Source organism: Vibrio sp. L3-7 (assembly GCF_963898195.1).
GTDB classification, from domain to species: domain Bacteria; phylum Pseudomonadota; class Gammaproteobacteria; order Enterobacterales; family Vibrionaceae; genus Vibrio; species Vibrio echinoideorum.
The window spans coordinates 397,695-422,754 of the sequence record NZ_CAWQUW010000012.1 but is presented as its reverse complement, the minus strand read 5'-3'; the positions used below and the strand labels follow the sequence as shown (position 1 = coordinate 422,754).

Annotated in this window: 22 protein-coding genes and 1 pseudogene; 11 read left to right on the top strand and 12 right to left on the bottom strand. The window is 42.3% G+C overall.

All coding sequences use genetic code 11. The features are described from left to right. Window positions 1–477: 477 nt before the first annotated feature. Complete coding sequence (locus AACW75_RS11715) at window positions 478–2,052, bottom strand: EAL domain-containing protein (protein WP_016800281.1); 1,575 nt, start codon at window positions 2,050–2,052, stop codon at window positions 478–480. A 178-nt stretch (window positions 2,053–2,230) separates the two neighbouring features. After that, a complete protein-coding gene (locus AACW75_RS11710; RefSeq protein WP_016800282.1) occupies window positions 2,231–3,511 on the bottom strand; it encodes a hypothetical protein in 1,281 nt (426 codons plus the stop codon). Window positions 3,512–4,030: 519 nt separating this feature from the next. Here AACW75_RS11710 and AACW75_RS11705 point away from each other — a divergent pair. From AACW75_RS11705 to AACW75_RS11695, 3 genes and pseudogenes are all read left to right on the top strand, one after another. After that, window positions 4,031–4,768 (top strand): KilA-N domain-containing protein, encoded by a 738-nt coding sequence (locus tag AACW75_RS11705; RefSeq protein WP_102495456.1) that lies wholly within the window; start codon window positions 4,031–4,033, stop codon window positions 4,766–4,768. 377 nt (window positions 4,769–5,145) lie between these two features. After that, window positions 5,146–5,280 (top strand): annotated as a pseudogene (locus AACW75_RS11700) (L-threonine 3-dehydrogenase); the annotation flags it as partial. 210 nt (window positions 5,281–5,490) lie between these two features. Beyond that, window positions 5,491–6,351 (top strand): transporter, encoded by an 861-nt coding sequence (locus AACW75_RS11695; RefSeq protein ID WP_145568561.1) that lies wholly within the window; start codon window positions 5,491–5,493, stop codon window positions 6,349–6,351. 98 nt (window positions 6,352–6,449) lie between these two features. On the opposite strand, the gene AACW75_RS11690 is transcribed toward AACW75_RS11695, so the two are convergent. From AACW75_RS11690 to AACW75_RS11680, 3 genes are all read right to left on the bottom strand, one after another. After that, a complete protein-coding gene (locus AACW75_RS11690; protein ID WP_017075776.1) occupies window positions 6,450–7,676 on the bottom strand; it encodes a DUF819 family protein in 1,227 nt (408 codons plus the stop codon). 528 nt (window positions 7,677–8,204) lie between these two features. Next, complete coding sequence (locus AACW75_RS11685) at window positions 8,205–10,127, bottom strand: monovalent cation:proton antiporter-2 (CPA2) family protein (protein WP_145568563.1); 1,923 nt, start codon at window positions 10,125–10,127, stop codon at window positions 8,205–8,207. Between the two features lie 3 nt (window positions 10,128–10,130). Then, window positions 10,131–10,745, bottom strand: coding sequence for an NAD(P)H-dependent oxidoreductase (locus AACW75_RS11680; RefSeq protein ID WP_017060908.1), 615 nt, complete (start codon window positions 10,743–10,745; stop codon window positions 10,131–10,133). Window positions 10,746–11,048: 303 nt separating this feature from the next. Here AACW75_RS11680 and AACW75_RS11675 point away from each other — a divergent pair, with 303 nt between their 5' ends. Further along, the gene (locus AACW75_RS11675; protein WP_145568565.1) at window positions 11,049–12,125 is read left to right on the top strand and encodes a threonine aldolase family protein; all 1,077 of its coding nucleotides are present in this window, start codon (window positions 11,049–11,051) and stop codon (window positions 12,123–12,125) included. Window positions 12,126–12,268: 143 nt separating this feature from the next. Here AACW75_RS11675 and AACW75_RS11670 read toward each other — a convergent pair whose 3' ends face one another. Next, window positions 12,269–12,394, bottom strand: coding sequence for a hypothetical protein (locus tag AACW75_RS11670; protein WP_017075772.1), 126 nt, complete (start codon window positions 12,392–12,394; stop codon window positions 12,269–12,271). 293 nt (window positions 12,395–12,687) lie between these two features. Here AACW75_RS11670 and AACW75_RS11665 point away from each other — a divergent pair, with 293 nt between their 5' ends. Beyond that, the gene (locus tag AACW75_RS11665; RefSeq protein WP_017075771.1) at window positions 12,688–13,122 is read left to right on the top strand and encodes a YccF domain-containing protein; all 435 of its coding nucleotides are present in this window, start codon (window positions 12,688–12,690) and stop codon (window positions 13,120–13,122) included. Window positions 13,123–13,220: 98 nt separating this feature from the next. Here AACW75_RS11665 and AACW75_RS11660 read toward each other — a convergent pair whose 3' ends face one another. The 3 genes from AACW75_RS11660 to AACW75_RS11650 all read right to left on the bottom strand — a co-directional run bounded on the left by AACW75_RS11660 (window position 13,221) and on the right by AACW75_RS11650 (window position 15,925). Beyond that, entirely contained in the window at window positions 13,221–14,144 is a 924-nt protein-coding gene (locus AACW75_RS11660; protein WP_135457662.1) for a hypothetical protein, read from the bottom strand. 207 nt (window positions 14,145–14,351) lie between these two features. Continuing rightward, complete coding sequence (gene yiaY, locus AACW75_RS11655) at window positions 14,352–15,500, bottom strand: L-threonine dehydrogenase (RefSeq protein WP_017075769.1); 1,149 nt, start codon at window positions 15,498–15,500, stop codon at window positions 14,352–14,354. Between the two features lie 239 nt (window positions 15,501–15,739). Continuing rightward, complete coding sequence (locus AACW75_RS11650; protein WP_145568570.1) at window positions 15,740–15,925, bottom strand: hypothetical protein; 186 nt, start codon at window positions 15,923–15,925, stop codon at window positions 15,740–15,742. Window positions 15,926–16,138: 213 nt separating this feature from the next. Here AACW75_RS11650 and yjjG point away from each other — a divergent pair, with 213 nt between their 5' ends. Beyond that, window positions 16,139–16,813, top strand: coding sequence for a pyrimidine 5'-nucleotidase (gene yjjG / locus AACW75_RS11645; protein ID WP_135457584.1), 675 nt, complete (start codon window positions 16,139–16,141; stop codon window positions 16,811–16,813). A 123-nt stretch (window positions 16,814–16,936) separates the two neighbouring features. Continuing rightward, window positions 16,937–17,866: an aromatic amino acid DMT transporter YddG gene (gene yddG, locus AACW75_RS11640; protein WP_017075766.1), complete on the top strand. Its 930-nt coding sequence runs from the start codon at window positions 16,937–16,939 to the stop codon at window positions 17,864–17,866. A gap of 51 nt (window positions 17,867–17,917) precedes the next feature. Here the strand turns inward: yddG and AACW75_RS11635 are convergent, their stop codons facing one another. Then, window positions 17,918–18,814 (bottom strand): cation diffusion facilitator family transporter, encoded by an 897-nt coding sequence (locus AACW75_RS11635; protein WP_102554138.1) that lies wholly within the window; start codon window positions 18,812–18,814, stop codon window positions 17,918–17,920. A 281-nt stretch (window positions 18,815–19,095) separates the two neighbouring features. Here AACW75_RS11635 and AACW75_RS11630 point away from each other — a divergent pair, with 281 nt between their 5' ends. Then, the gene (locus tag AACW75_RS11630; RefSeq protein ID WP_237297454.1) at window positions 19,096–19,446 is read left to right on the top strand and encodes a hypothetical protein; all 351 of its coding nucleotides are present in this window, start codon (window positions 19,096–19,098) and stop codon (window positions 19,444–19,446) included. A gap of 56 nt (window positions 19,447–19,502) precedes the next feature. Here the strand turns inward: AACW75_RS11630 and AACW75_RS11625 are convergent, their stop codons facing one another. Continuing rightward, window positions 19,503–20,381 (bottom strand): LysR family transcriptional regulator, encoded by an 879-nt coding sequence (locus AACW75_RS11625; protein ID WP_017075763.1) that lies wholly within the window; start codon window positions 20,379–20,381, stop codon window positions 19,503–19,505. Between the two features lie 161 nt (window positions 20,382–20,542). Here AACW75_RS11625 and AACW75_RS11620 point away from each other — a divergent pair, with 161 nt between their 5' ends. From AACW75_RS11620 to AACW75_RS11610, 3 genes are all read left to right on the top strand, one after another. Further along, window positions 20,543–21,142, top strand: coding sequence for a class I SAM-dependent DNA methyltransferase (locus tag AACW75_RS11620; protein WP_029225145.1), 600 nt, complete (start codon window positions 20,543–20,545; stop codon window positions 21,140–21,142). A gap of 343 nt (window positions 21,143–21,485) precedes the next feature. Continuing rightward, the gene (locus tag AACW75_RS11615) at window positions 21,486–23,051 is read left to right on the top strand and encodes a YjjI family glycine radical enzyme (protein ID WP_237297453.1); all 1,566 of its coding nucleotides are present in this window, start codon (window positions 21,486–21,488) and stop codon (window positions 23,049–23,051) included. A 56-nt stretch (window positions 23,052–23,107) separates the two neighbouring features. Then, complete coding sequence (locus AACW75_RS11610; RefSeq protein ID WP_237297452.1) at window positions 23,108–24,022, top strand: YjjW family glycine radical enzyme activase; 915 nt, start codon at window positions 23,108–23,110, stop codon at window positions 24,020–24,022. Window positions 24,023–24,103: 81 nt separating this feature from the next. Here AACW75_RS11610 and AACW75_RS11605 read toward each other — a convergent pair whose 3' ends face one another. After that, the gene (locus AACW75_RS11605; protein ID WP_237297451.1) at window positions 24,104–25,015 is read right to left on the bottom strand and encodes a LysR family transcriptional regulator; all 912 of its coding nucleotides are present in this window, start codon (window positions 25,013–25,015) and stop codon (window positions 24,104–24,106) included. Window positions 25,016–25,060: the final 45 nt, after the last annotated feature.

Genomic DNA, 25,060 nt, shown 5'->3' with positions numbered 1-25,060 from the left:
CATATTACGCAGGCCTGCGCCCATCTGCGGCGCTTTTTGCAATAGTGAAGGCAGCCACTCTTACGGTGATGCGGGTGTTGGTATGCAGATGGAATAAAAAGCCGACGAATGTGTTTTTCGACTTTGATCTCAAAGACTGCGATATCAACGTAGTCAGTATGAATCAACATCAATGGGGATGACAATGTTTGAAAGCATCAGCAACGCACAAGGGACTTGGTTTTCGACCTATCGTGAAAGAACGGGCCAAAAGGGTTTTCTGACGTACATGTTCTGATGTGTAAGGCGGGAATGGTTCGTTATCCCACAAGGGGACCTTGGTGGACCACTTTAAGTAAGTGATGCCACAAATGAGCAAAGAGTGTGGTTATCTTCTTTACTCCCGACGTGTTCGTTTTATGGACTCAAATAGGCTAAACCACGAGTATTAGTAAGAGCATCTTTTCGTTGTTGACTAAGGTAAGCTCCGTGATGTTTTTAGCTGAGCGCCTCACTAACCCGCTCGTGAGTATAACCATAATCTAAAGCCCAGCGATGGAGATCTTCAATCGACATAGGTTTAGCGTAATAGTAACCTTGATGTTGAAAGACGCCTCTTAATAAAAGCCCGTTAGCTTCAAGCTTATTTTCAACCCCTTCCGCTACTAGATTCATTTCTAACTGCTTAGCCATTTTAATATACCCATCGAGAACAGCGGATTTTCCTTCATCAATGGAGCGTGTAAACATTTTGTCTATTTTGATAGTGTCAATATCGAAATAATGCAAATAGGAGTTTCCGCCATAACCGGTACCTGCATCATCAAGGCTTATTTTAAGTCCTAATGTTTTGAGTAAGGCGAGGCGCTGACTGGCAAACGCCAAATTTTCAATCGGTTGGCGTTCTGTCAATTCAAGCGTCAGTTTTGAGTAGTCGTGCTGAAACCGCTTTAAATAGTGGTAAAAATCGTCATTTTGTAGGTGCAGAGGAGTGATGTTGACACTGCAATAAAACTCAGCGTTTTGACTCATCAAAGACGATAAGTCGCGGTAAATGGTTGTAATGAGATTTTCTGTTGTTGGAATGATATCCCCACTTTGCTCTAGATAATGGATGAACTTGCTTGGTTCTATGACGCGGCCATCAGAGGGAAGCCATCGGAGTAAAGCTTCGACACCGAGCATTTTACCTGTTTGTGCGTCTACAATGGGTTGATAATAGGGGAAAAACTGGGCGTCTCGAACCGCTTTTTGAAGAGCAATTTCTTTTTTTGCGTGCCAATAGGAAACACATAACCAAAGAATGGTGAGTGAAATCATAAAGAGTAAAGTGGTGACCGGCCACAAGTTTTGCTTAAACTTCGAAAGCACTCGTGAGGCAGAGACGGAGGATTCAAAGGTAAGAGGAAGATAGTTTGAAGCAACTGAGTTCGAGTACAGGCGATCAGCATTGGGCAAACTGCCTATTTCAAGGATAGTGTAATTTTCTTTTGGTAAAGATAAACGAATAGAGCGTTGATGGTCTAAATCATTTTCAAGAAAAAGGTATTCCGTGCGTAATGGAAAGAGGAAGCCATATTGTCCATTCGAACCGTATAAATAGGGGGGATGTTTTGGGGTTGTGGAGAGAGAATAAATCGCTAAACGCCACATTTCCCCTTTTAATTGTGTACTGAGTAAGTTCTTAAAATTACGTTGTTCAAATTGCTCAACGCCGAAAGGAGAGCAATAGGTATAAGGTTTCTGCTTATCAAGATTAACGATGGGTATCGACATAAGTAGATGCGACACATAAAGCTTCTCTAACTGCTCTATAGTGTCAGTGGAGCATTCACCGCTAGCGACGCTGGCTTCAGAAAGAATGGGTTTTTCAAGCCCATATTTAATCGCAACAGAAACGATTTGATCGAGGTAGTCGACGTCATGCTTAATTTCATTATGAACTTGATAAAGACTGGTTGCTAATGAAGCCAATAAGCTAAACAACAGGGCCAATAACATAACACCAGTCTTATAGACCCATTGAGGGTGGGGACTGAATAAGCGGTCTAACCAAGGGTGTCTGGAGCGCATACTTAACTCTTTATAATTATAAATCCAACGAATTGTGTTGAGCTGTGAAATGTTATTATGCGGTTTAATTAACGTTAATTTCTATAAAACCTTTTAATCTGAAAGGGTAAGATCATAAAAGTGGAAAGCCGATCACTCTTTGTTAGGAAGTTTCAATTTTTAGGTTCTAAATCAAGCCTTAAAGAAAACACTGACCGTAATCTTGGGCCGCATTAAACATATGGCTTAAATGTAAGGCTTTCTTTGTTAAAGGGTCATATTTATGACAAGCAAAACAGCCCCTATCTTCTTTAGGATGCACTAAAGCAAACCATTGAGGGTTTTGGACATAGGTCTCCATTGTACTGTTTGATAATAACTTCGAACCCCCTATTTCATTTTTCCAAGAGGGAGGCACCTCTCCTTTATTTAAATCACTCTCGTTTGAGACTGTCCAAGATGTGCCCACAAGGAAGTAGTTAGACCAAACAGATTTACGTGATTGGTAATAATCTGACATTGCCTCGTTAAGCGCTTTTATATCTTTAGCTACTTCAGTTTTCGTTAAAACACCAACCCCATAGGGTGTTTCTCTACAGACTTGAGTAGGTTTACCAGGGAAGTAAGTATTCACTTTCTGAAAGGACATTGGGTTGAAAAATGTCCATTTACCTGATTTTTCAAAATTTGATAGGTTAGGAACATCAGCACAATCAGGAGCGTTTTCCTTGTGTTCAAATGTGGTCCAAATGAATTCAGGATGATTCCTTGTTTTTCGCACTACATGAATCCCGACCAAGCCCATTAGAACATTACTCCTTACTGCCCCGTCGATCTCAACATCTCTATGAATAGTGAAAAATTTTTCAGGGTTGTCGTTATTAGATATTAATTTCCATGAGGTTTTTACTTCAGTGGAGCCTGGGGATATTTCAAACGGTGTTTTCCCACTGTCAATATCGGCGACACATTGGCTATTGTTTAATCCGTGTTTGACGATGTCATTGTAGAATTTTTTATTGACACTTTGTTGATAGAAGACCGGATTGCCTTCTTGATCGTTCAATGGGAAATTAGAGCCGGCTTGAAGGATCTCACTTTGTACTAATCCTTGATCACCTTTATTGTCCCAACTATCGGGTATCTCTTTAAATATTCTGTCTTTCGGCATCATATTCAAGAATAAATCCGGTGTCTTGTCACTGGTATAATAAGCAAAAGATTGCCATGCAAACTGCATAAAACTGCAATTAATATCGGATTTACTCGTTTCTGTAGGCTCTTGAGGTAAGGAAGGGTAATCAATCCAAGAGGAGTTGCCAGTACAGTCAGGGGCTTCTAACTCTAACGATTTTTTATCTCTAATCTTATTTTCGTAAGAGTCATTCGATTGAAAAGCTTCCCCTATAATTTCTGTAGAATAACAATGTATTGGTGAGAGGAAAAATGAGGAAACTATTATTTTCTTTAAACAATTCATGATAATTCTTATCATTCGTATTTGTATGGGTGGCTAAAATTACAATAGTTACAAATAAAATGAATCTAAATTAGTTAATAATTTAGTGTGACTCTGGAACTGCGTGTGTGCTCTGGAGTTGTTTTTGTCTCGATTCTGTCTACGTTCATAGGTGAGGCAAACTGATTATAAGAACCGCGCTCTATACAATATGCAACGTTATTAAACGTTTGACACCGATCTTCCACATCGTTAATCTGTAACGGCACTGGCAAAATCCAGTGTCGGGATTAGTCCCCCGCAATATACACCCAAGGCGCATAGACGCTAGCTTTTGCTGGTTTTTTTATGTGCAGCTTCAGCACACCTGAACATAGTCGTTTTACTTATAAAACGTACTATCAGCATTATGGTGGGCTGGGCGAGGCAGCTTCGGCTGGCCGTAACCTTGGGAGCGGTAGGACTAACCTTGTTCAGCTCACCACCCGAAGATTAGTCCCTTTGTGTGGTGATTTAAAGATCATCCCCAAGGAGGCAACCATGCCAAATTTAACAATCTTTTCAAAAGATATCCGCGTGCTAGATGACTTGTACTCATTAAATGATCTACATAAAGTGAGTGGTGGGCATCAAAATCATAAGCCTGTTCATTTTCTTAAGAACAAGCAAACTCAAGACATAATTGAAGAAATTGAGCAAAGTAAGAATTCTTACTTTGACCAAAATACTAATTCTCACTTTGCTGTAAAAACTAAACGTGGCGGCAACAGTGCAGGGACGTGGGTATGCAAAGAATTGGTCTACTCATACGCAATGTGGATTAGTCCAAAGTTCCATCTTAATGTCATTCGTGCTTTTGACAGTATGACAACAAACCAAGATCCAGCATTTCCTATTCCAACCGTTCCACAAGACCTCTCCTTAAACGACTTAATCTTTGAACTGGCCAAGGCGAAAAACGTAACAACGCAAATTGTACATGTGCACTACAATTCTGTATTCAATACTAATGCTTGGTCACAAGAGCATGGCTTTGAACATGCATTGGCAAAAAGAGTACTTAAACAAGACTTAGAAAATGAATTGCGTAGTCAAACCCCAGAACTGCAGTTACTTAAGCAGCAAGCGCGAGAACACGACCTAGCATTAGTGGATGAAAGTGAATACCAAAGCTTTCAAGGCCGAATGCAAATGCAGCAAAAGCAAATCGAGAAGTTGGTAGATGATGTAATGGCGTTAAGTCGAAATCATAGTGCGCTAACAAGACATATTTTGTGATAAGTATTACTAATATTTAGTAACTCAATGGGAGAGTGATGAGTTACTTGAAATCTACTATAAATAACGCATAGAGACTGTAATTCTTATGGTTGGTTAGAAGCGGCATTAAAGCAATCGTTAATGTATAACTTTAACCAATCAACTAAATAGTATGGGCAATCAAAGTTATCTGATGTCGATACGTGCGTATATTTACTGAAAGCCACTAAATCGAACATAGACAAAAGGTTCATCGCGGATTAGCGGGAACCTTATTTTTTAGGTTTCTGGTTTTTATCTGATAGCTCAAAATATGTCGCCATTTTGTCGCCATTGTCAATTTTGATTTTTTTTAAGCTTTTGTTTTTAAATGACTTAATTCGCCATTGTCTATAATGGCTTCTTTGATTCAATCTGGCCTAGATCTAACACCAATCATTACTCACCATTACAAAGTGGACGACTTCCAGAAAGGCTTCGACATGATGCGCTCTGGTATGTCTGGTAAAGTAATTCTAGATTGGGAATAAGCTAAAGGAGTAACTACTCCCGAGCTTCCTGATTAATTAAAAATGCCTCAAAGCGATTTGGGGCATTTTTGTATCCATACTTTGTCTGTTTCTTTATCTAGGCTTCGCTAATTCCCTTCTGTCACTTAATGGCCATTTTACTGTCCAGTAATCTCTAAAATACTCAATAAGCAGTTACACCTTATTGTTTTACTATTGAAGAGAGGGCTCATGGATTGTAAACCACTTGCACTGATAATAACTGGAATATTATTAACGCCGAATTTTGCTAGCGCTAATGTCGACATTTCGAAAGCCGAAAGTGATCAAGCAGCAGAACAGGCAGCAAAGGAACTTGCAAACCCAAACACAGCTTACGCTAGCCTCAATCTAAAGCTTCAGTATTCAGGTGGTTACGATGGAGGAGGAGATGCTTTCGCGACCGTCTTACAGCCGACATTGCCGTTTCCAATGGATAATGGTGATAAAGTGATTTTCCGCCCGGCTATCTCTTATGTACAGAACGATTTCCATATGGATACACCAGCAAGCTCGCAGCATATGGATCAGTCCGGCGTTACAGACATCTCATTTGATTTAGCTTATGCGCCTAAAATGGAGGGCGGTACTATTGTCGCTTTCGGTCTCTTTGCTTCTTTGCCAACGGGTAGTAATGACTTAACGGCTGATCAATTTGCTGTCGGGCCTGAATTTATGTTCGGGAAGGCGAGTAGTGAGCGAGTTGTTGGTATGTTTCCCAACCACTTGTATGGTATTTCTGGAGACGGAGCCGACCATTCTGATACTCGAATCAACAAGACATCGACACAAGTCTTTTGGGTGGAGATATTAGGAGGAGGTTGGACGATAGGTTCTGCGCCGACATTCTCGTATGACTGGAATAAGGATCAGGCGGAAATTCCGTTAAATATAAGTGTCAGTAAAACAACGGTGTTGAATGGGCGTCCTTGGAAGTTTGGAATTGAAGCGAATTATTACCTTGAGAAAGAGGAAGAAACGCGTCCAGATTTCATGTTGAGCTTTAATATTAGCCCTGTCGTGGAAAACAAACTTACAGGTTTATTTGAATAAGGCGATGTTTGATTCAGGGCTGTGGAAACGAAAAGGCTGAACTATCGTCGTTCAGCCTTTCTTGTTGTTGCTTTAGCCATCTTTGTTTTAGAGGCTTATTAACCTAGTGCAGCAGCCTGCATGATTAGGCCACAGATGTAAGCGCCGTATGTACCCAGTGCATAACCAAGTACAGCCATTAGAATACCTACTGGCGCTAATGCTGGATGGAATGCAGCAGCTACGATAGGAGCCGATGCAGCACCGCCTACGTTCGCTTGGCTACCTACTGCCATGAAGAACAGTGGTGCACGGATTAGCTTTGCCATCACAATCATGATAATCGCGTGAATAGTTAACCAAGTGATACCGATGAAGAAGTAACCAGGGTTATCCAAAATAGCCGTGATATCCATTTGCATACCAATGGTTGCAACTAAGATGTAGATGAATGCTGAGCCTACTTTAGATGCACCACTGTGCTCAAGGCTACGTGTTGATTTGAAGCATGAAGCGATCAGCGCAAACGTAGTCACCATTACGATTAACCAAAAGAACCCAGAAGTCAGGCTGTATTGCGCTAGCTCAGGAGCGTTAGTTGAGATCCATGGTGCGATCATGTCACTGAAAAAGTGTGCTAAGCCCGTAAGACCGAATGCAATGCCCGTGATCTTCATTAGATCAGTCGTCGTCGTGGGGCGAGCGTTTTCTTCTTGGTACTTAGAAACGGTTTCTTTTAGGTCTTCGATAGATGAAGTATCGGCTTTTAACCACGCATCAATCTTCTTCTGACGGCCAGCCATAATAAGTAATATTGCCATCCAAATGTTGGCACAGATTACGTCTACAGTAATCATCGCAGAGAACAGTTGATCGTCTACTTCAAACACTTCTTTCATTGCGGCTTGGTTTGCACCACCGCCAATCCAAGAGCCTGCAACCGTTGTTAGGCCACGCCATACATCACCAGATACAAGGTCAGGGTTTATTTGGTCGATGATCAAGATAGCCAATGGGCCACCAATGATAATACCGACAGTACCTGTCAGGAACATGATGACGGCTTTTGAACCTAACCCAAAGATTTTACGCAGGTCCGCAGAGATGATCAGTAAAACGAGTGCACTCGGAAGCAAGTAACGGCTTGCAACAAAGTACAGTTTAGAATTCGACGCATCGATTATGCCGAAGCTGTTTAGTAAGGAGGGAATGAAGTAGCAAAGTAATAGACCCGGAACGAACGAGTAGAACTTTTTTAAAGCGCTATTTTGGCTGCTTTCAGAAACGAAAACGGCGCCAAGAATAACGGCTAACATGCCCATTATTACAGCATCATTGGTAATCATTATTATTTTCTCCTTTAAGGTGAGCGTAAACGCCTCACTTTTTGAAGTGCAGGACTATACCGATAAGCTCGATCCGTTACAAATTGTAACGATAGACATGTTTTGAAACGTTTATGTTAATTTTTACGAGTTGAATTTGTAAGTATGATGTCTTATTTATTCGGGAGATGAATGATTGTGTGGCAAGTTGTAAGCTGGGGTTCGATATATGCAATGTAACTCAACCCATAGAAAATGGACGTTATGAATTAGCCAGATCTTTAGGTGGTTAAATTTACCGCATAATACCCACTTAACCTGTGTGGTTTATGCGTCGGTGGAATGTTTCAATAATGTAAAAAATGAATTCATTTTTGCAGAGTGATTAGAAATTAAAAATAATGGGTAGATCACATAAATTCTAGGGATTACCTATCTAGAATGCGCTGTCTAGGCCCATAAGGTGTTTTGTTCGGGCTTCGGGAAAGGTATGGGGAAAGAAAAAGCGGCTCAAGAGCCGCTTTTTAAATTGTGGCTAGGAACGAATGCTTAAGAGTCTTCTTCTTCAAAGCCGTCAGCATAACCTTTTGGTGGTGGTGTCCAACCACGTTCGGAGCGAGAATGTTTGTCTGAACGGTCTTTTTTCATGTCTTCTTTCATCGCTTCTTCCAGATGAATGAAGATTTGTCGGTAGTTATTGTCGTAACGCGGGTTCTCTTCCGCTTCAGCCCAAGCTTGATAGAGCTTTTCAGACTTACGGCTTTCAACACGTTGATAAGTCGATTTTTGCTGCTCAACAAAAAACGGATGATGCCCAAGAGATCGCAAGGCTTGTGCGCCCATTTCAAGTGCTGAATGGTACGTTTCAGATTCCACAAAATCGGCGCCAGCTTCTCTTAAGCGATAGCTATGACCACGGTCAAATGCACGCGCCAAGATTTTCACCTTTGGATACGTGTGTTTTACGTATTTAACTAATTCGACGCTGGAATCTTGATTGTCGATAGCGACAACAAGCATCGCAGCTTCTTCGATACCTGCGGTATGCAGTAAGTCGTGACGAGTTGCATCACCAAAGTAAGACTTGATATTGATGGAGCGCAACAAGTCCACTTGGTTTGCTTGATGATCCAATACTACCGTATTGACGTCATTTGATACTAACAAGCGGTTTACGATCTGACCAAATCGACCGATACCGGCAATGATGACTGTACCTTTCTCTTCGATTTTGTCTTCTTCTCGGCCGTTCGATTTTTGCTCGTAACGGGGCAGGATGACTTTATCAAACAGAATGAAGAGACCTGGAGTTAAGAACATGGAGAGGGCTACAACCAGTGATAGCGTTTGAACAATATCCGCAGGCAACACATGGTTCTGTGCTGAGAAGCTCAGTAGTACAAAACCAAATTCACCCGCTTGAGCCAAGCTCAATGTAAATAGCCAACGGTCGCTGTTTTTGATTTTAAAGATCAGCGCCAGTGTGAACAGCACCAATGCTTTAAGTGTCATTACGCCGAGTGTTAAACCAATGATGAGCGCAAAATCGTTAAACAAAACGCCAAAGTTGATACCTGCGCCTACTGTGATAAAGAACAATCCAAGTAATAACCCTTTAAACGGGTCAATGTTAGATTCCAGTTCGTGTCTGAACTCACTGTTGGCAAGCACCACTCCTGCCAGGAAAGTACCTAGCGCAGGCGACAGGCCAACGAGACTCATCAACGCGGCAATACCAATCACCAACATCAGTGCTGTTGCAGTGAAGATCTCGCGCAAGCCAGAACTCGCAACAAAACGAAATAATGGGCGACTTAAATAATGGCCCCCCACAACCACGATTGCGATGGAAGCCGTAATAACAAGGCCATATGCCCAGCTTGGTAAGCCTGCAACCAAACTTAGCTCATCGTGATGTGCTGCGGTTTGGGCGGCACTTTCTGCCAAGGCAACCAATTCAGGAAGAGCTAACAAGGGGATGAACGCCAGCATTGGGATAACGGCAATATCTTGGAATAAAAGTACTGAGAATGCGTTTTTGCCGCCTTCTGTTTTAGATAGGCCTTTCTCATTGAACGTTTGTAGAACAATGGCTGTCGATGAAAGCGCAAAGATCAAACCAATAGTCAGAGCGATCGTCCAAGGTTGTTCGAAGAACAGTGCAATCCCCATCACGATAGCGGTCGTTCCGCCAACTTGCAGACCACCAAGACCCATAAGGCGGTTTCTCATTGCCCAAAGCATCTTAGGTTCAAGTTCAAGCCCGACTAAGAACAGCATCATCACTACACCGAATTCGGCAAAGTGTTGAATGGTCGTGGTCTCTTCGCCAACTAATCCAATAATTGGACCAATCACCACACCAGCAATCAGGTAGCCAAGCACAGAACCAAGACCAAGCCTCTTGGCGATAGGGACCGCGATGACTGCGGCAAGCAAATAGATAAATGCTTGTAGAAAATATCCTGTCATGATTTAACCTCTGCTCATCAGTTCATCAACGTAATGGTTTAGCTTTTCAGCCTTGCTTGCCTTTTTAAGGTCGACTTCGCCCGCAACAAAAGCCTCTAAAAGCGTTTTATAGCTGTTTACGTGATCTTGAATTCGGCCTTCTTCCAACGCAGTACGTGAACCAAATAAAGCCAATGGAGCCAAGTAGTTCATGCCGCACAAAGAAGCGGTTTGTTCGATTGGGTGAAGCAGTTCACGTATGGTGAAGTGGTTATAGCCATCAGTTTGATAAGCATCTTTCTTGCCGCCAGCGGTGATACTGCATAACAAGCTTTTACCTTGCAGTTCATTACCGTCGGTGCCGTAGGCAAAACCGTACTCGAGAACAAGGTCTTGCCATTCTTTAAGAATCGCGGGTGTTGAGTACCAATATAGTGGGAACTGAAAAATGATGATGTCATGGTCCAACAGGCGTTTCTGTTCACGGTCGATGTTGATCTTGAAGGTTGGGTACTCAGCATAGAGGTCGACACAGGTAACCCCGTTAATGCGTTTGGCTTGTTCAAATAAGGGTTTGTTAGCTTCAGAGCGATGCTGAGAAGGGTGGGCGAATAGCACCAAGACTCGATTTTTCGACATATAGCCCTCTTTGTCCATTAACGAATAATATTTATTGGAATTATAGATATACAATAATAGAAGAATGGTTGAACAACAACGAATTAGCCCATACTTATCTATTTAGATGCGTGTGTTTTTAGGTACTTAATTATATAAAACATCCGTCAATTTGAGTATTTCCGGCACAAGCCGCCGATGACTGAGTAAAACTAATTATTCACGAATAGTAAAAGCGAATATGGGCATTTTATGTCACCGTTGGTGGGTAACGTAAATAATCCAATAACCCTACATAGAACAACAATGAATAAAGGAAAAACTATGAGCATGGACTTGCGTCAACAATGTGATTTGTTGCTTTCCGGTCACCTAGAACCGACTCCAGCACAAACATTCGCTCAGATGGCTGAATGGTGTGAGACACACAATGTGAGCCATGATAGCTACGGCGATGGTGAGTTTATCGAGAGCTTCGAAAACAAAGTCGCGGAACTGCTAGGTTATGAAGCGGCTGTATTTGTGATTACCGGCACCATGAATCAACCCACAGCATTAGAAATTGCGTGCCAAGAGAAAAGAAACCCTGTAGTGGCGATGCATGAATCGAGTCATATTATGCGTCATGAACGCCAAGGGTATCAGCTCCAAAACCGCTTCAATGTACTTCCAGTCGGCAACGTATTTCGCACTTGGAATGTTGATGACTTAAAGGCGTGGCCTGATGAGATTGCAGCCGCTCTATATGAATTACCGATGCGTGAAATCGGCGGCCAATTACCAGAATGGGATGAGCTTGAAGCGATCAAGCAGTACTGCAAAGAACAATCAATTCACCTTCATATGGACGGTGCGCGTTTGTGGGAATGCGGCGCGTATTACCAAAAACCATACAGCGAAATTGCTAAGGGTTTTGATAGTGCCTATGTTTCGCTTTATAAGGGGCTGAACGGCCTCGGTGGTTCACTGTTACTGGGTGATAAAGCCTTTGTGGCGAAAGCATCTGCGTGGATGAAGCGTCAGGGCGGCAATGTTTATCACCGAACGCCTTATGTGGTTTCAGCTGCAATGCAGTTTGATGAGCGATTAGAGTTGATGCCATCGCTGTTTGAGCGAACAAAACAGATCTACCAAATCTTATTAGATTATCCTCAGTTTACTGTTAATCCGCAGCAACCGCAGGTCAACATGCTTCACCTATATTTACCTGTGAGCTATGAATACGGCATTATTGTGAGAGATAACATAGCGAAGAAACACAAGATTTGGATAGGAAACCCAGCTATTAGCGAATTACCAAACCAATGTAAGATTGAATGGTATGTTGGTGATAACTTATTAAATTTGCCTGATCATGAGCTGATCGATGTACTGGATTTGATTAACGAAGAGCTGATTTGATTACGGAGAGTTGATTTGATTGCGGAAGGGTTGGGTTGATTACAGAAGAGCTGACTGAAGAAGAACTGATCTAATTGGAACTGAGAAATGGATACAGGAAAGGGTTCTTATATCCATTTATATAGTTAGGATGTCCGGCTCTGTTACATATACTGGTTGATGTACACGTCAACTAAGAACATGAATACAGGAACCGTACTGAGAAGTCCGAAGAAGACGATTGGCACCCAGTTTTTTATTTTCTTTTTAGGTTGCTCAGTGTTGTTCATAAATTCGGCCTTCAATTAGTTGTTGAGTCGCACTGCTTGCTACAATTTCCTATACGCTATGAATAGATGAGCGTGGGGAACTGTTTAACAGCAGGTTCCAGTTACGTTTATGGTATCAAATAAAATGGTTGAGCCCTATGCGGATTTGACGTTTCGTGGCGTACATCAATTACAGAAAATGTAGACGATTCATTAGCGGTTCATAAAGACTCAACAATAATGAACCTATTAGAACAAATATTGCCTTACTCGGCATATAAATAAACAGCATTCAAAGATTTGGAGAAGACAACATGAGAACAATAGGAAACATCATTTGGTTTCTATTTGGTGGTGTATTTATGGGACTGGCTTGGTGGTTCTTCGGACTGCTCGCATTCCTCACCATCGTTGGTATTCCATGGGGTAGAGCGTGTTTTGTAATGGGTAATTTCTCATTCTTCCCATTCGGCCAAGAAGCGATTTCACGTGATGAACTGACGAATGAAACTGACATTGGCACCAGTCCACTCGGTATGATCGGGAACATCATTTGGTTCTTATTTGCGGGAATCTGGCTTGCGATTGGTCACATCATGTCAGCAGTAGCGTGTTTCATTACTATCATTGGTATTCCGTTTGCAATTCAGCACCTTAAATTAGCGGTTATCTCATTGGCGCCAATCGGTAAAACGGTTGTCGACAAGCGTGAAGCCGAAGCTGCACGAGTAAGAAACTACAAAGGTTAATTCCTACATCTACGTTTGTTATTTCCAATTAAGAAGCACATTGTAATGATGTGCTTCTTTTGGTTCTCTGGTCTGTGAATTTACAAGGGAATTAGGGATTAAACGTTATTGAACAAAACTTCTAACCTAAGCGTGATATTGGCTTCTTCAATGTGTTTCTCGTAAGGTTCACGCTCCCATTGGTAACGAGGGGTGAGTTCATAAAATAACCACTCTTTCCACACGTTTTCCCGGTAAGTAATCGACACTTGTGAGTATTCATAATGATTGTAAGGTTCATTGGTTGCTGTAATCGTCGCGCTATATTGCAGAGCTTGATCTTGAGAAAGGTAATGATATAAGGTCAAGCCTGAGCCATATTCCCATCCTTTTAAGTCATCGTTATAACCTGCAAAGTTCGACCATCGAGCCAAGAAATCATCACTTAGTGAAAGATCAAAATCGATATCGGTGATCTCTCCAGTTTTCTGTTTTTCTTGGTAAACACGTTGTGTAAATCTGAACACAGCATCTGTGGTCAAAGGGTAGGTAAAACGGTAGCGGGCTTCAATTCGTGGACGTAATGTCGCTTTTATATTGAAGCTACTATAGCCTTTTGCATAAGCGTCATAGCGTAAACCTAAAGCACTTTCTAATTCTTCTGAGTCGTTAGGAAAAAAATCCAAGAATTCTTCATCACTAACAGATTCATATATTAATTTAAGACGTTTACTCACAAAAGGAAGGTGTAAACGAGCTTTAAGCTTAGTGGAGTATTCGACTTCGCCACCCTCGGAGTAAATGAAATCGTTGTACCAACGGACAGACGTACCAGCTCTTGCATCTTCGGTAATGCGGTCATCGACAAAAAAATTGTCAAACCACAGTGCAGGTTGGCAAAATTTACTGTTTAGGAAGTGGTAGGCTTTTTCGACAGGCACGTCTTCTAACGGCTGGCTGTGGCACTCGTTTTGTTCCTCTGCCTGAGCAGAGTAGGAGACGAGTGAAGCCAATAATGAAGTGTTAACTATCCAACGACTCAATGGAACCTGTTTGTTATTTGACATATCAATAGGTTAACTATAACCAAGCGATAGAAATAATGCGACTTTTTAGTGGTTTATAACGGTTATCAAAATAAAGACGGGCAAAAGAAAACGGACTCAAAAGATGAGTCCGTTTGTGTTTATATTGATTTGTGTCTAGAACCACATTGAACTGAAAAAGGCCAACAGATCCTAGGATCTAGATTACATTGCTGCTTCAAAGATCGCTGAAATTTCTTCGTGAGTCGCTTGTTTAGGGTTAGTAAAACCACAAGCGTCTTTTAGCGCATTGTCTGAAAGTGTTGGGATGTCTTCCAGTTTAGCGCCAAGCTGTGCGATGCCTGTTGGAATGTTCACGTCGTTTGCTAGTTGAACAATTGAATTGATAGCGGCTTCTGCACCTTGTTCTGGTGTCATACCTTCAACATTTACGCCCATAGCTTTGGCTACGTCACGTAGGCGCTCAGGACAAACCTGCGCGTTGTAACGTTGAACGTGTGGAAGCAAGATAGCGTTACATACACCGTGTGGAAGGTCGTAGAAACCACCTAGTTGGTGAGCCATTGCATGAACGTAACCCAGTGAAGCATTGTTGAACGCCATACCCGCCATGAACTGCGCGTAAGCCATTTGCTCACGAGCTTCAATATCATCGCCGTGCGCAACTGCTGTTCTCAGGTGAGCTTGTACAAGTTCAATCGCTTTGATTGCTACGGCATCTGTAATTGGGGTTGCTGCGATAGAGACGTAAGCTTCAATTGCGTGTGTTAATGCATCCATACCCGTAGCTGCAGTTAATGATGCAGGCTTAGCAAGCATTAACTCAGGATCGTTTACAGAGATAAGTGGTGTTGTATGCTTGTCAACGATAGCCATTTTAATGTGGCGAGCTTCATCTGTAATGATACAGAAGCGAGTCATTTCAGATGCTGTACCTGCTGTAGTATTAATAGCAATTAATGGCATCATTGGCTTTTCAGACTGATCAACGCCTTCATAATCTGAAATTTTTCCGCCGTTAGAAGCAACCAGCGCAATACCTTTTGCACAATCGTGCGGAGAGCCACCACCTAGAGAAACAACAAAGTCACAATCATTGTCAGTAAGCAGCTCAAGACCGTCTTTAACGTTGGTGGTGGTTGGGTTTGGTTGAGTGCCATCGAAGATAACGGCTTCAACGCCACGTTGACTAAGAAGGTCTTGTACCTGTTTTACTACACCAATTTGGTTAAGGATCTTATCCGTAACGATCAGACCTTTTTTGAAGCCTTGAGACTGAATGCTATCAGCAGCATCTTTCAAACAGCCAGTACCCATGAAGTTGATTGTAGGGATATAAAATGCAGTAGACATTGGAAAACTCCGTTAATTATGATTTTTTAATTTCCTATATGTTGTCGGCAATCAAGTGGTCGACCATTGATCTGGAACAACTTTGATTCCGAACTACCACTTTGTGGCTATGCGTTGTGATAGGGCTCATATAGCAATCGTTTTTATGGTTTTCTTATGTGTTTATTGTCACTAATGGATATCGAACCATTGATTAATTTAAGAGCGGAATGGCGCTCTATAACCATGAAAAGTAAAGATTATTCACTCAAAATCGGTTCAAGTTCAGTTTGTGTCGATGGTTTGCTTGAGTCATCGTTACCTTCAATTTGAGGTTGTTGAGGCTCATTGGTATCTAAGGCGTCAGGGGTGTCTTCTGGTTCTTCATCATAATATTTAACAAGGAATGGAGTGAGCATTACGGATGACGGTAAGAAGTGCTTCATGGTACCTCCCGGTACTTAGGTGTATTTCTTGTATGGTATTGGTTTAATATGTGGCAAAATTTGCGATACATCATGACTTGCTGCTTGTTTTCTATAAATTCGTAGAACTATATTCAGGCTCACAAAATTGATAGTAGAATGCACATCTGGCCCTTGAGGCAACGAGAAAATAAATACAAGCACTGCTCAACAGCGCGAATAATAGGAAATAGAATGAAGTACGATTGGATATTTTTTGATGCGGATGAAACCTTGTTCCACTTTGATGCTTTTCAAGGAATGAAGTTGATGTTTTCACGCTTTGGCGTGACGTTCAATGAGCAAGATTATTCGGATTATCAAAAAGTTAATTTGCCACTTTGGGTTGATTACCAAGATGGGAGAATTACCGCTGCTCAGCTTAAACATACGCGCTTCGAAGGTTGGGCTGAAAAGCTAGACACAACGACCGCGACTCTCAACAGTGCATTTTTAAATGCAATGGCTGATATTTGTACCTTGCTTCCTGGCGCGAAAGAGTTGATGGAGTCTTTAAAAGGCAAAGTGAACATGGGGATCATTACTAATGGTTTCACCGAGCTACAGTCAATCCGTTTAGAGCGAACTGGGATGACTGAATATTTCGACCACGTCATCATTTCTGAAGAAGTGGGTGTCGCTAAGCCTGATGCCGAGATCTTCGAACATGCACACAAGCTTATTGGATTGCCATCGAAACAAAGAATACTGATGGTAGGGGATAACCCACACTCTGATATTTTAGGTGGATTAGATTTTGGTATTGAAACTTGTTGGTTAAATAGCCAAGAAAAAGCAACGCCAGATGGAATTGATCCTCACTACCAAGTTAAGTCTCTGTCTGACCTACAAGCCCTTCTGTTCGCATAGTCGTTAGTGATTTTTGACTTCATAAGCGACTCATCGATAGCCAGATGCAACACTGTGTTTGGCTAGTTATGTCGAATTTGATTAGCTACTAAAACTAAAACTAAAACTAAAAAAGGAAGAGTTGTGCTGAAAACTCATCGCTATAGCTGCTATGGCATTGCTGCCATTTTATTGTGGAGCTGCTTAATCGCGCTGTCTCGCAGCGTTTCAGAACAACTGGGCCCAATTGGTGGCGCGGCCAGTCTTTATACAGTGAGCGCACTGTTGTTGGTCTGCGTTATGGGTTTACCTAAGCTATCACGCTTCTCTAAATCGTACTTGATGATAGGTGGTGCATTATTCGTTTGCTACGAGATCTTCTTGGCTTTGGCTTTAGGAATGGCAAACAACCGACATCAAGCTTTAGAGATGGCCGTTATCAATTACCTTTGGCCTGCACTGACGGTGTTGTTCGCGGTACTGCTGAGCGACAAAAAGATTAATTGGTTGGTTTATCCAAGTATCTTTTTGGCATTTTTTGGTGTGGCTTGGAGCATCAGTGGTGATCAAGGTCTTTCTGTCGATCAAATTGCTGCGAATATTGCGACGAATCCCAAAACGTATTCTATGGCGTTCTTTGGTGCGATTATTTGGGCGGTATATTGTAATTACACCCAGCGTGTTGCCAAAGGGCAGAATGCGATCGTGCTTTTCTTTATCGCTACGGCGATCACTCTGTGGATCAAATACGCATTGAGTGATGAAACCGGCATGGTAATGACAACAGGTGCAGCTATTGACTTAGTGCTTGCTGGAGTTTGTATGGGCGCAGGCTACGCGCTTTGGAATACGGCAATACTGGGAGGCAATATGGTTTTTCTCGCGACTATGTCTTACTTTACGCCAATCTTTGCGACCTTACTTTCTTCTGTTATTTTAGGTTTGTCATTGAGTATGACTTTTTGGCAGGGTGTTTGTATGGTTACCGTTGGTTCACTGGCTTGCTGGTGGGTAACCAGAGAAAAGCCGACGGCAAAGGCATCGGCTTCTGAAAAGGCTTCATCTCAGTCTTAATTTGAGTTTATGTTCTAGCGTGAGGACTGTCCTCATTTGTTAGGTGGAAGTTTAACTCGCTATATTGAGATTTAGTTGAAGCTCATAAGGCATGTTAGATAGGCGTCGCTTAAGTTGGCGGCGCGTACGTTCAATATCATCGACGGCAATAGCTTGTTGATCGTTGCTATGGATATCAACGTTAATTCTTAGTTCAGGCCCAACCTTCGTTACACCCATTAACTCTAAATCTTGCTCAGCATCTTTGTCTACTGCGATAACATTCTTATCTACTGCGTCACAAATATCTTTGGTTGCTGACATCATTAACAATTCGCGCATTGCTTCTCTTAGCATGTCGAAAGGTACTTTGATGAAGTAGAAAGACATAAGTAACATCATCATTGGATCTGCATATACTGCATATTCTGCCAACGGAGAAAATGTAATTACCCAAGCCGCCACGAAACCTGCTGTTACCGCTACACTCAGCAGCGTATCCATTTGCCACTGTTTAGACTCAGCTTGAATCAGTCCTGAAGATATACGCTTACTCTTATTGGCGATGTACCACCAAGCGTAACCACAACCCAACACGTTAAAAATACCAAACAGAGTGGCGATAGAAGCGTCTACTTCACGACCGCCTGTCATTAAGGCACCAATCGCTGAGTAAAGTGAATAACCAACCACAAGCAGAATAACAACAGCTTTAATTGCGATAACAATCGGTTCGATGATTGCTCGACCAAATGGGAACTCAGTGTCTGAAGGGCGGTTAATGTATTTCGAAGCAGCTAGTGACAATAAAGTTAACAGTAGGCTGATAAGAGAATAAACACCGTCAAATACTATGACTATCGAGCCAACGAGAAGACCCAACACCAATCCGCCAACTGCGAAGCCTGATGCTAAAAGGGCTGAGAACAATAGTACTCGATTTTCGTTTTGGCTTTTCCTGTCACACATAATATTTTCCAGATGTTTTTGATAACTTCATTGTTCTAATATTGAGCTAACTTTACAAACCTTATCTGGTTACGTTTATCAGTCTTATTTGAGGCTTCCATTTAATTCGTTGTAATTCAAATGTTTAAGTTTAATTCTTGGTGCCAATAAAACTGGCGTTGACTGTTTTTTGGGGATTATGTGCAAGTGAAATTAGATCGTTTATGATTAATAAAACATATCAGTTGCAAGCATCCTATGGTTTGTGGAATTGGGCTGTGATTACAAAGGAGTGGATAAATATGAAGTTTGACGATGTCAGCGATAACGAGTTGTGGGTGATTGTTAACCCAATTATGGATAACTTGATGGAAGGTTCAACTAAGGTTGATCATGCTCAGCATTGCCGAGATTTTACTCAGCGAATGAAGGATATTGTTACGCCTGAATACTTAGAAAAAGTGTGCCACCATTATCAGCACAGCAATGGCTTTTTTGCTGAACGTGAGTCTGTCGCGCTGTTTAGGCGTTCTGACTCAATCGCCTTTGTGTGGAAGCAAGCCTACACAATTGCTAAAGGTGAGTTTGTGGCTGAAATGGTATTGGTTGAAGAAGACGGTCGTTACTTAGTTGATCATGTAATGGTTTTCTAGCTTCTAGCTTCTAGCTTTGGATATGGAAAATATAGACTTATAAATCAAAAGTATAATTAGAAATCAAATAGATAGTCGCTTATCTTATCTGCTAACCAATTCATTCCTGGATGTTCCGCCATACCCGCAGCAGTGAACATACAGTAATCTTCTTGTGTTAGACCGTAAGTGTGCTTGATAACAGCTAGCTCCTGATCACGCAGTAAATGGCGAATTAATGGTTCAGGCATTACGCCCCAAGCTTCTTCACGTAGAATCGTATCTAACATAAAGTCGAAGCTAGAAAAGCCGATATGACGGCGAGAGAAGGGCTCAAGCTCCGGATTATCTTTTTCATTGAGGTAAACCATGGTCGCTTGCATCGAATTTCTCAATACCTCATCAGAGACTCGTCGCATCGCACTTAAATCATGTCCTTTCTTACACACAGACATCATTCGAATCTTACCGAGCGGGTTGTAGATAATTCGAGGGTCGTCTACTCGTTCATAATCGACCCCAAATGCAAAATCCACTTGCTGAGTTTCAACAAGGTTTGCCAAGTCTCCACTGGACGCCAGAACGAAGTTGAATGAAGTCGAAGGGTACTTGTTATTGAGTGCATGAGATAAATTCTGCCACATTTCATCGGGTAATGAGTCGTCGCGGGCAATCCATATTTCTGCGTTGAACTCGCCAGATACGTGGAGGCAAGTTTGTTTAATTCGTGCGGCTGTCACCAACATGCCTTCACAGTCTTTGTAGATGGCTTTACCTGCTTCGGAAAGCTCGACGTGATTTCCGCTGCGTACGAACAATTCAACATCTAACTCTTTTTCCAAGGCTTTGATCGACATGCTAAGTTTGGTTCGGTTGCATTCAAGCTGGCGGGCAGCTTCAGAGACTGATCCTAAATCAGCAACAGAACAAAAGGCTTGGACTTGAGAAAGGTTCATTTCATTTCCATATTGAGCGGGTGTCGGTGCATATTATCTGAATATTGTGCTGACTATCTTAGAAATAGTCCATCATTGCATGATAACTCTATGACGAATTGACTAATTTGGTTTATTCTGGGCAAGTTCCGAACCTACAAGAAGTAAAGATGGAGGCCATGATGGCGAAACAATGGGACGAATACGCCGTTGATTGGGATAAAGATCCCGCGACCGCAGTATTCGCACAGTCCGTATTTGACCAGTTAACACAGCTCGTTGATTTAAACGGAACCCGTGTCCTTGATTTTGGTTGTGGTACAGGACTACTCAGCCAAAAAATATCTCCTTTAGCAAAAGAGATCATCGCACTTGATATCTCCGAGGGGATGATTGAAGAGTTAGATAAGAAAGAGTTACCTAACGTTGAACCGGTTGTTGATATTTTATCGCGCGGGCTTGCAGCACTGCATCCAGCATTCAGAAACCAGTTTGACCTTGTGGTAGCCTCTTCGGTGTGTGGTTTTATCCCGAACCTACAAGACACAGTCAGCCTTATTTACACGCTGCTTGAAAACGATGGCACGTTTGTACACTGGGATTGGTATCTAGAGAACGACAGTGAAGACTATGGTGTAAGCCAACAGCGCTCAGAGAATGTATTGAGTGCAGCCGGTTTCTCTGTTGTTGAGGTATCGACTCCGTTCTCGATTGACACGCCACAAGGTACTTTAAAAGTATTGATGGGTGTTGGGCGCAAGCAAGTGCTTCCTTATCTGTAATCCTGTGTATGCCTAGAGCTAGCCTCGGTAATGCTCATCTAAAATAACGAAACCCACATCAACGATCTAAAGGTCAGTTATGTGGGTTTTCTATTTTTAGTCGTTTGTGTTTCAAACAGGCGAGCCAGTGAGTGCTTTTCAGTATCTTCACTATCACTATCAACATCAACATCAACACTAACGCTGGCTTCTTCCTTCCCATTTCGTTCATAGATAAACTAATTTCAGGCAATTAACAAATCACTCATTTCCATTTTGGAAATATAGTGTTGCATACATTTCATTAGTGGAAACATAAGCGTGAGATATAAAATAAGCCCATAATAAAGTAAAGGGTTTAATCATGAGCCATCAATCTTCGTCATCTACTTCCTCACCACTTTCAGAGCAACAACAGCGCTTTAGCAATATCATTTCAGATGCTCACCTGTCACCAAAACAGAAGTCGAGCTATCTTGCCTTAGAAGCTGAAGCGAGCCTACCGTATATGCCGGTTAGCAATGAAGTAGAGCAAGCCCTACAACAAGGTGTGCTATGTGACATGTTTGAAGGGCACGCCCCATTTAAGCCGCGCTATGTACTTCCCGACTATTCTAAATACTTACATCAAGGCTCAGAGTATTTAGAGCTTAGCGCGGCAACCAATTTCGATGAAGCATTGAACATGCTAACCATTATCTACCATCACGTTCCTTCAGTGACGTCGATTCCGGTTTACTTAGGTCAATTGGATGATGTGTTGATGCCATTTGTTGGTGATTTAACTGACGAGCAGGTATACCAAAAGCTCAAGCTTTTCTGGATCATGCTGGATCGCACGCTCCCTGATGCGTTTATGCACGTCAATATTGGCCCGACCGATAACATTGTGTGCCGTACAATTTTGCGTGTAGACGCTGAACTGAAGCAGATCGCACCAAACCTAACCTTTATGTACGACCCTGCTGCGACACCTGATGATCTACTTCGTCATGCGGCAAGTAATATTTGTGAGTGCAGTAAACCACATATCGCTAACTATCCAGCGCACGCCGAGGCTTACGGCGATAAGCGTTTTGGTATTGTAAGCTGTTATAACTCGCTTCCTTTAGCGGGGGGTTCTAACACCTTAGTTCGAATGAATTTAAAAGAGGCAGCATTGCAATCTCACAGTAGCGATGACTTCTTAAACCAAGTGTTGCCAAACTACAGTGGCATCATGATTGAACTGATGAACGCACGTAGTCGTTTTTTACATGAAGAATCTAACTTTTTTGAAGGCTTCCTGACCAAAGAAGGCCTGATTGAAGAAGATCGCTTTGCGCCAATGTTTGGTATTTACGGCATGGCGGAAGCGGTTAACATCTTAATGGAAAAAGAAGGTCAAGCAGGGCGCTATGGCCACGATGAACAAGCTAATCAACTCGGTCACCGTATCTCTGAAAAGCTGGCTGAGATCGTCGAAAGCTCTGAAGTGAAATATGGGCTGGAAGGTAAAGCTCTGCTGCATGCTCAAGGCGGTATTAGTTTAGATGAAGATGTGACTCCGGGTGTCCGTATTCCTTATGGCACCGAACCGGATCCAGTCTCTTACGTTCGTGCTACCGCTGGTCACCATAAGTTCTACACCTCTGGTATCAGTGATATTCTGACCATCGACGAAACGGTTAAATCCAACCCAGAAGCGATGTTCAACTTGTGTAAAGGGGCGATTCAAGCGGGTTACCGAGAGTTCACCGCTAACGTAGCGTCAAATGATCTGGTACGCGTAACAGGGTACATGGTTAAGTTATCTGATATTGCAAAATACGACGAACAAGGTTCACGTACCAATACCACGTTCTTAGGTGCTGAGGCTGCGAAGAACACGGGCATACTAGAGCGTAAACCACGCGTGGCAAGCTTAGAGATGTCGCCGACATACGAATAGCTTTAACGTGCGTGTGTTATGTGTGTGAGGCGTTTCGAATACGAACAATGTGAATTATGAAAATTTCTGATCTAACAACTCAAATGGCTAGGGTTAAAAATAATAAGACAGAAAAACAAGCGAAGGTCAGCCGTGTGCTGACCTTTTCTTGTGTTGACGGTCCGGGAAACCGCTTGGTGCTGTTTCTTCAGGGCTGCAATTTTGACTGCATTACTTGCCATAACCCGCATACAATCAATCACTGTAACCATTGTGGAGACTGCGTTAGCGGCTGTCCAAGCCGTGCTTTAAGCATGGTTGATGGCAAAGTGAAGTGGGATCCGGTAGCGTGTACCAACTGCGATCAGTGCATCGATATCTGTGATCATAAGTCGAGCCCTAAAATCACCACGATGACGGTATCAGGTTTGCTTGAACTGGTTAGGCACAATCAATTCTTCCTGAGCGGTATTACCATTTCGGGTGGCGAGGCGACCATGCAATTGCCGTTTATCATCGAGCTATTTCAAGCGATCAAAAGCGATCCGCAATTGGCACACTTAACGTGTTTTATTGATAGTAATGGTTCCTTACCTAAACAAGGTTGGGATAGGGTATTACCTTACCTTGATGGTGCGATGATCGACCTAAAATCGTGGCAATCTGAAACGCATCAATGGTTAGTGGGAAGAGGCAACCATCGAGTGTTCGAAACCATTAACTACTTGGCTGAGAAAGGTAAGTTACATGAAGTCCGCTTGCTGCATATTCCAAATAGAAGTGATCTCGAAGACGAAATTGAACAGGTTGGAAATTACCTGAAGGCGCTGCCAAGTGATGTACGAATTCGCCTAAATGCGTTTCAGCATCATGGTGTGGTTGGCGAGGCGTTGGAATGGCCTAAATGTACGAAGAAACAGATGCAGAGCTTTCACGACAAGCTCTACACGATCGTTCAAAGGCCAATGCAAACCCCAGAGGTTTATAGCTAGTCTTTACGTTTGTGGTGTTTAAACAGACCATCAGGCTTCTAAGAACGTTAAGTTTCTAAAGATATTAAGCTACTAAAAATATTAAGCCTCTAAAAACAGGTCACACAACCATTTGATCGCTTGATCATTCATATTGGGTTTATTCCACACCAAACTATACGCCACTTTTCCGTAGTCAAAAGGAAGCGGCTTACTCACTAATCCTTGTGCTTGTTTTGCTTGTTCAGCCCATTGTTTAGAACAAGTGAACAAGAAGGACGTATGGTGACACAATACGGCGGCCGCACCAAAATCCGCTACTGATATCGCCATATCTCTTGGCTTATGACATTGCACTAAGTTTTGCTCAAAGTAAGGTTTGGAGAGCTCGTTATCTAAGATCCCAATATGTTTATAGTCTAAATAACCTTCAACAGTCAGTTCTTGTTGGGCAAGAGGGTGCTGTGATCCCATTAAGCAAACCATCTCATCGGGAAGAATAGTTTCCCAAACCAGCTCTTTGTTATCTGTCGGAGGTTGGGAAATATCATGAGGTAACAAGATCAAGTTGACCTTACCGCTGAGCAAAGCATCAAAGCCGAGTTGCTGCTTGGAATAGATATTGAGCTTAGCTTTTGGGGCGAGTTCGGTGGTGATTCTACTGATTTTAGAAGCGAATACTTCAAAAGTGCTTTCACGCATCGAAAGTGAAAAACTGCCTTGGTATTTTTGAGGCGAAAAGCTCTTTTGATGAAGCAACCCATTCATGCTTGAAAGAATCGCGTGAACAGTGGGTGCTATCTCCAAGGCAAAGGGAGTAGGGATCAGCTTAGTGCCATCTCGATAAAAGAGCTCATCATTGAGGATGTCACGCAGCTGAGACAATGTCTTACTCACACTCGAAGGGCTTACACACAGTTGCTCTGAGGTTTGAGTAACGCTGTGGGTGTTTAGCATAATATGAAGCGCAGTGAGGTGTTTAAGGCTCACTCTAGATAAGTGTAAGTAATCCATTTATGACTCACGCATTCAGAGTGGCTTGTGCAATCCACAAAATCT

Bases quoted from the DNA above. Each gene is read 5' to 3' on its own strand.
- AACW75_RS11625 (WP_017075763.1), bottom strand. From the start codon at position 20,381: ATGAACCTTTCTCAAGTCCAAGCCTTTTGTTCTGTTGCTGATTTAGGA.
- AACW75_RS11605 (WP_237297451.1), bottom strand. From the start codon at position 25,015: ATGGATTACTTACACTTATCTAGAGTGAGCCTTAAACACCTCACTGCG.
- AACW75_RS11680 (WP_017060908.1), bottom strand. From the start codon at position 10,745: ATGTCGAAAAATCGAGTCTTGGTGCTATTCGCCCACCCTTCTCAGCAT.
- AACW75_RS11670 (WP_017075772.1), bottom strand. From the start codon at position 12,394: ATGAACAACACTGAGCAACCTAAAAAGAAAATAAAAAACTGGGTGCCA.
- AACW75_RS11610 (WP_237297452.1), top strand. From the start codon at position 23,108: ATGAAAATTTCTGATCTAACAACTCAAATGGCTAGGGTTAAAAATAAT.
- AACW75_RS11650 (WP_145568570.1), bottom strand. From the start codon at position 15,925: ATGAAGCACTTCTTACCGTCATCCGTAATGCTCACTCCATTCCTTGTT.
- AACW75_RS11690 (WP_017075776.1), bottom strand. From the start codon at position 7,676: ATGATTACCAATGATGCTGTAATAATGGGCATGTTAGCCGTTATTCTT.
- AACW75_RS11675 (WP_145568565.1), top strand. From the start codon at position 11,049: ATGAGCATGGACTTGCGTCAACAATGTGATTTGTTGCTTTCCGGTCAC.
- yiaY (WP_017075769.1), bottom strand. From the start codon at position 15,500: ATGTCTACTGCATTTTATATCCCTACAATCAACTTCATGGGTACTGGC.
- AACW75_RS11630 (WP_237297454.1), top strand. From the start codon at position 19,096: ATGAAGTTTGACGATGTCAGCGATAACGAGTTGTGGGTGATTGTTAAC.
- AACW75_RS11620 (WP_029225145.1), top strand. From the start codon at position 20,543: ATGGCGAAACAATGGGACGAATACGCCGTTGATTGGGATAAAGATCCC.
- AACW75_RS11665 (WP_017075771.1), top strand. From the start codon at position 12,688: ATGAGAACAATAGGAAACATCATTTGGTTTCTATTTGGTGGTGTATTT.
- AACW75_RS11710 (WP_016800282.1), bottom strand. From the start codon at position 3,511: ATGAATTGTTTAAAGAAAATAATAGTTTCCTCATTTTTCCTCTCACCA.
- AACW75_RS11635 (WP_102554138.1), bottom strand. From the start codon at position 18,814: ATGTGTGACAGGAAAAGCCAAAACGAAAATCGAGTACTATTGTTCTCA.
- AACW75_RS11715 (WP_016800281.1), bottom strand. From the start codon at position 2,052: ATGCGCTCCAGACACCCTTGGTTAGACCGCTTATTCAGTCCCCACCCT.
- AACW75_RS11705 (WP_102495456.1), top strand. From the start codon at position 4,031: ATGCCAAATTTAACAATCTTTTCAAAAGATATCCGCGTGCTAGATGAC.
- AACW75_RS11685 (WP_145568563.1), bottom strand. From the start codon at position 10,127: ATGACAGGATATTTTCTACAAGCATTTATCTATTTGCTTGCCGCAGTC.
- AACW75_RS11695 (WP_145568561.1), top strand. From the start codon at position 5,491: ATGGATTGTAAACCACTTGCACTGATAATAACTGGAATATTATTAACG.
- AACW75_RS11615 (WP_237297453.1), top strand. From the start codon at position 21,486: ATGAGCCATCAATCTTCGTCATCTACTTCCTCACCACTTTCAGAGCAA.
- yjjG (WP_135457584.1), top strand. From the start codon at position 16,139: ATGAAGTACGATTGGATATTTTTTGATGCGGATGAAACCTTGTTCCAC.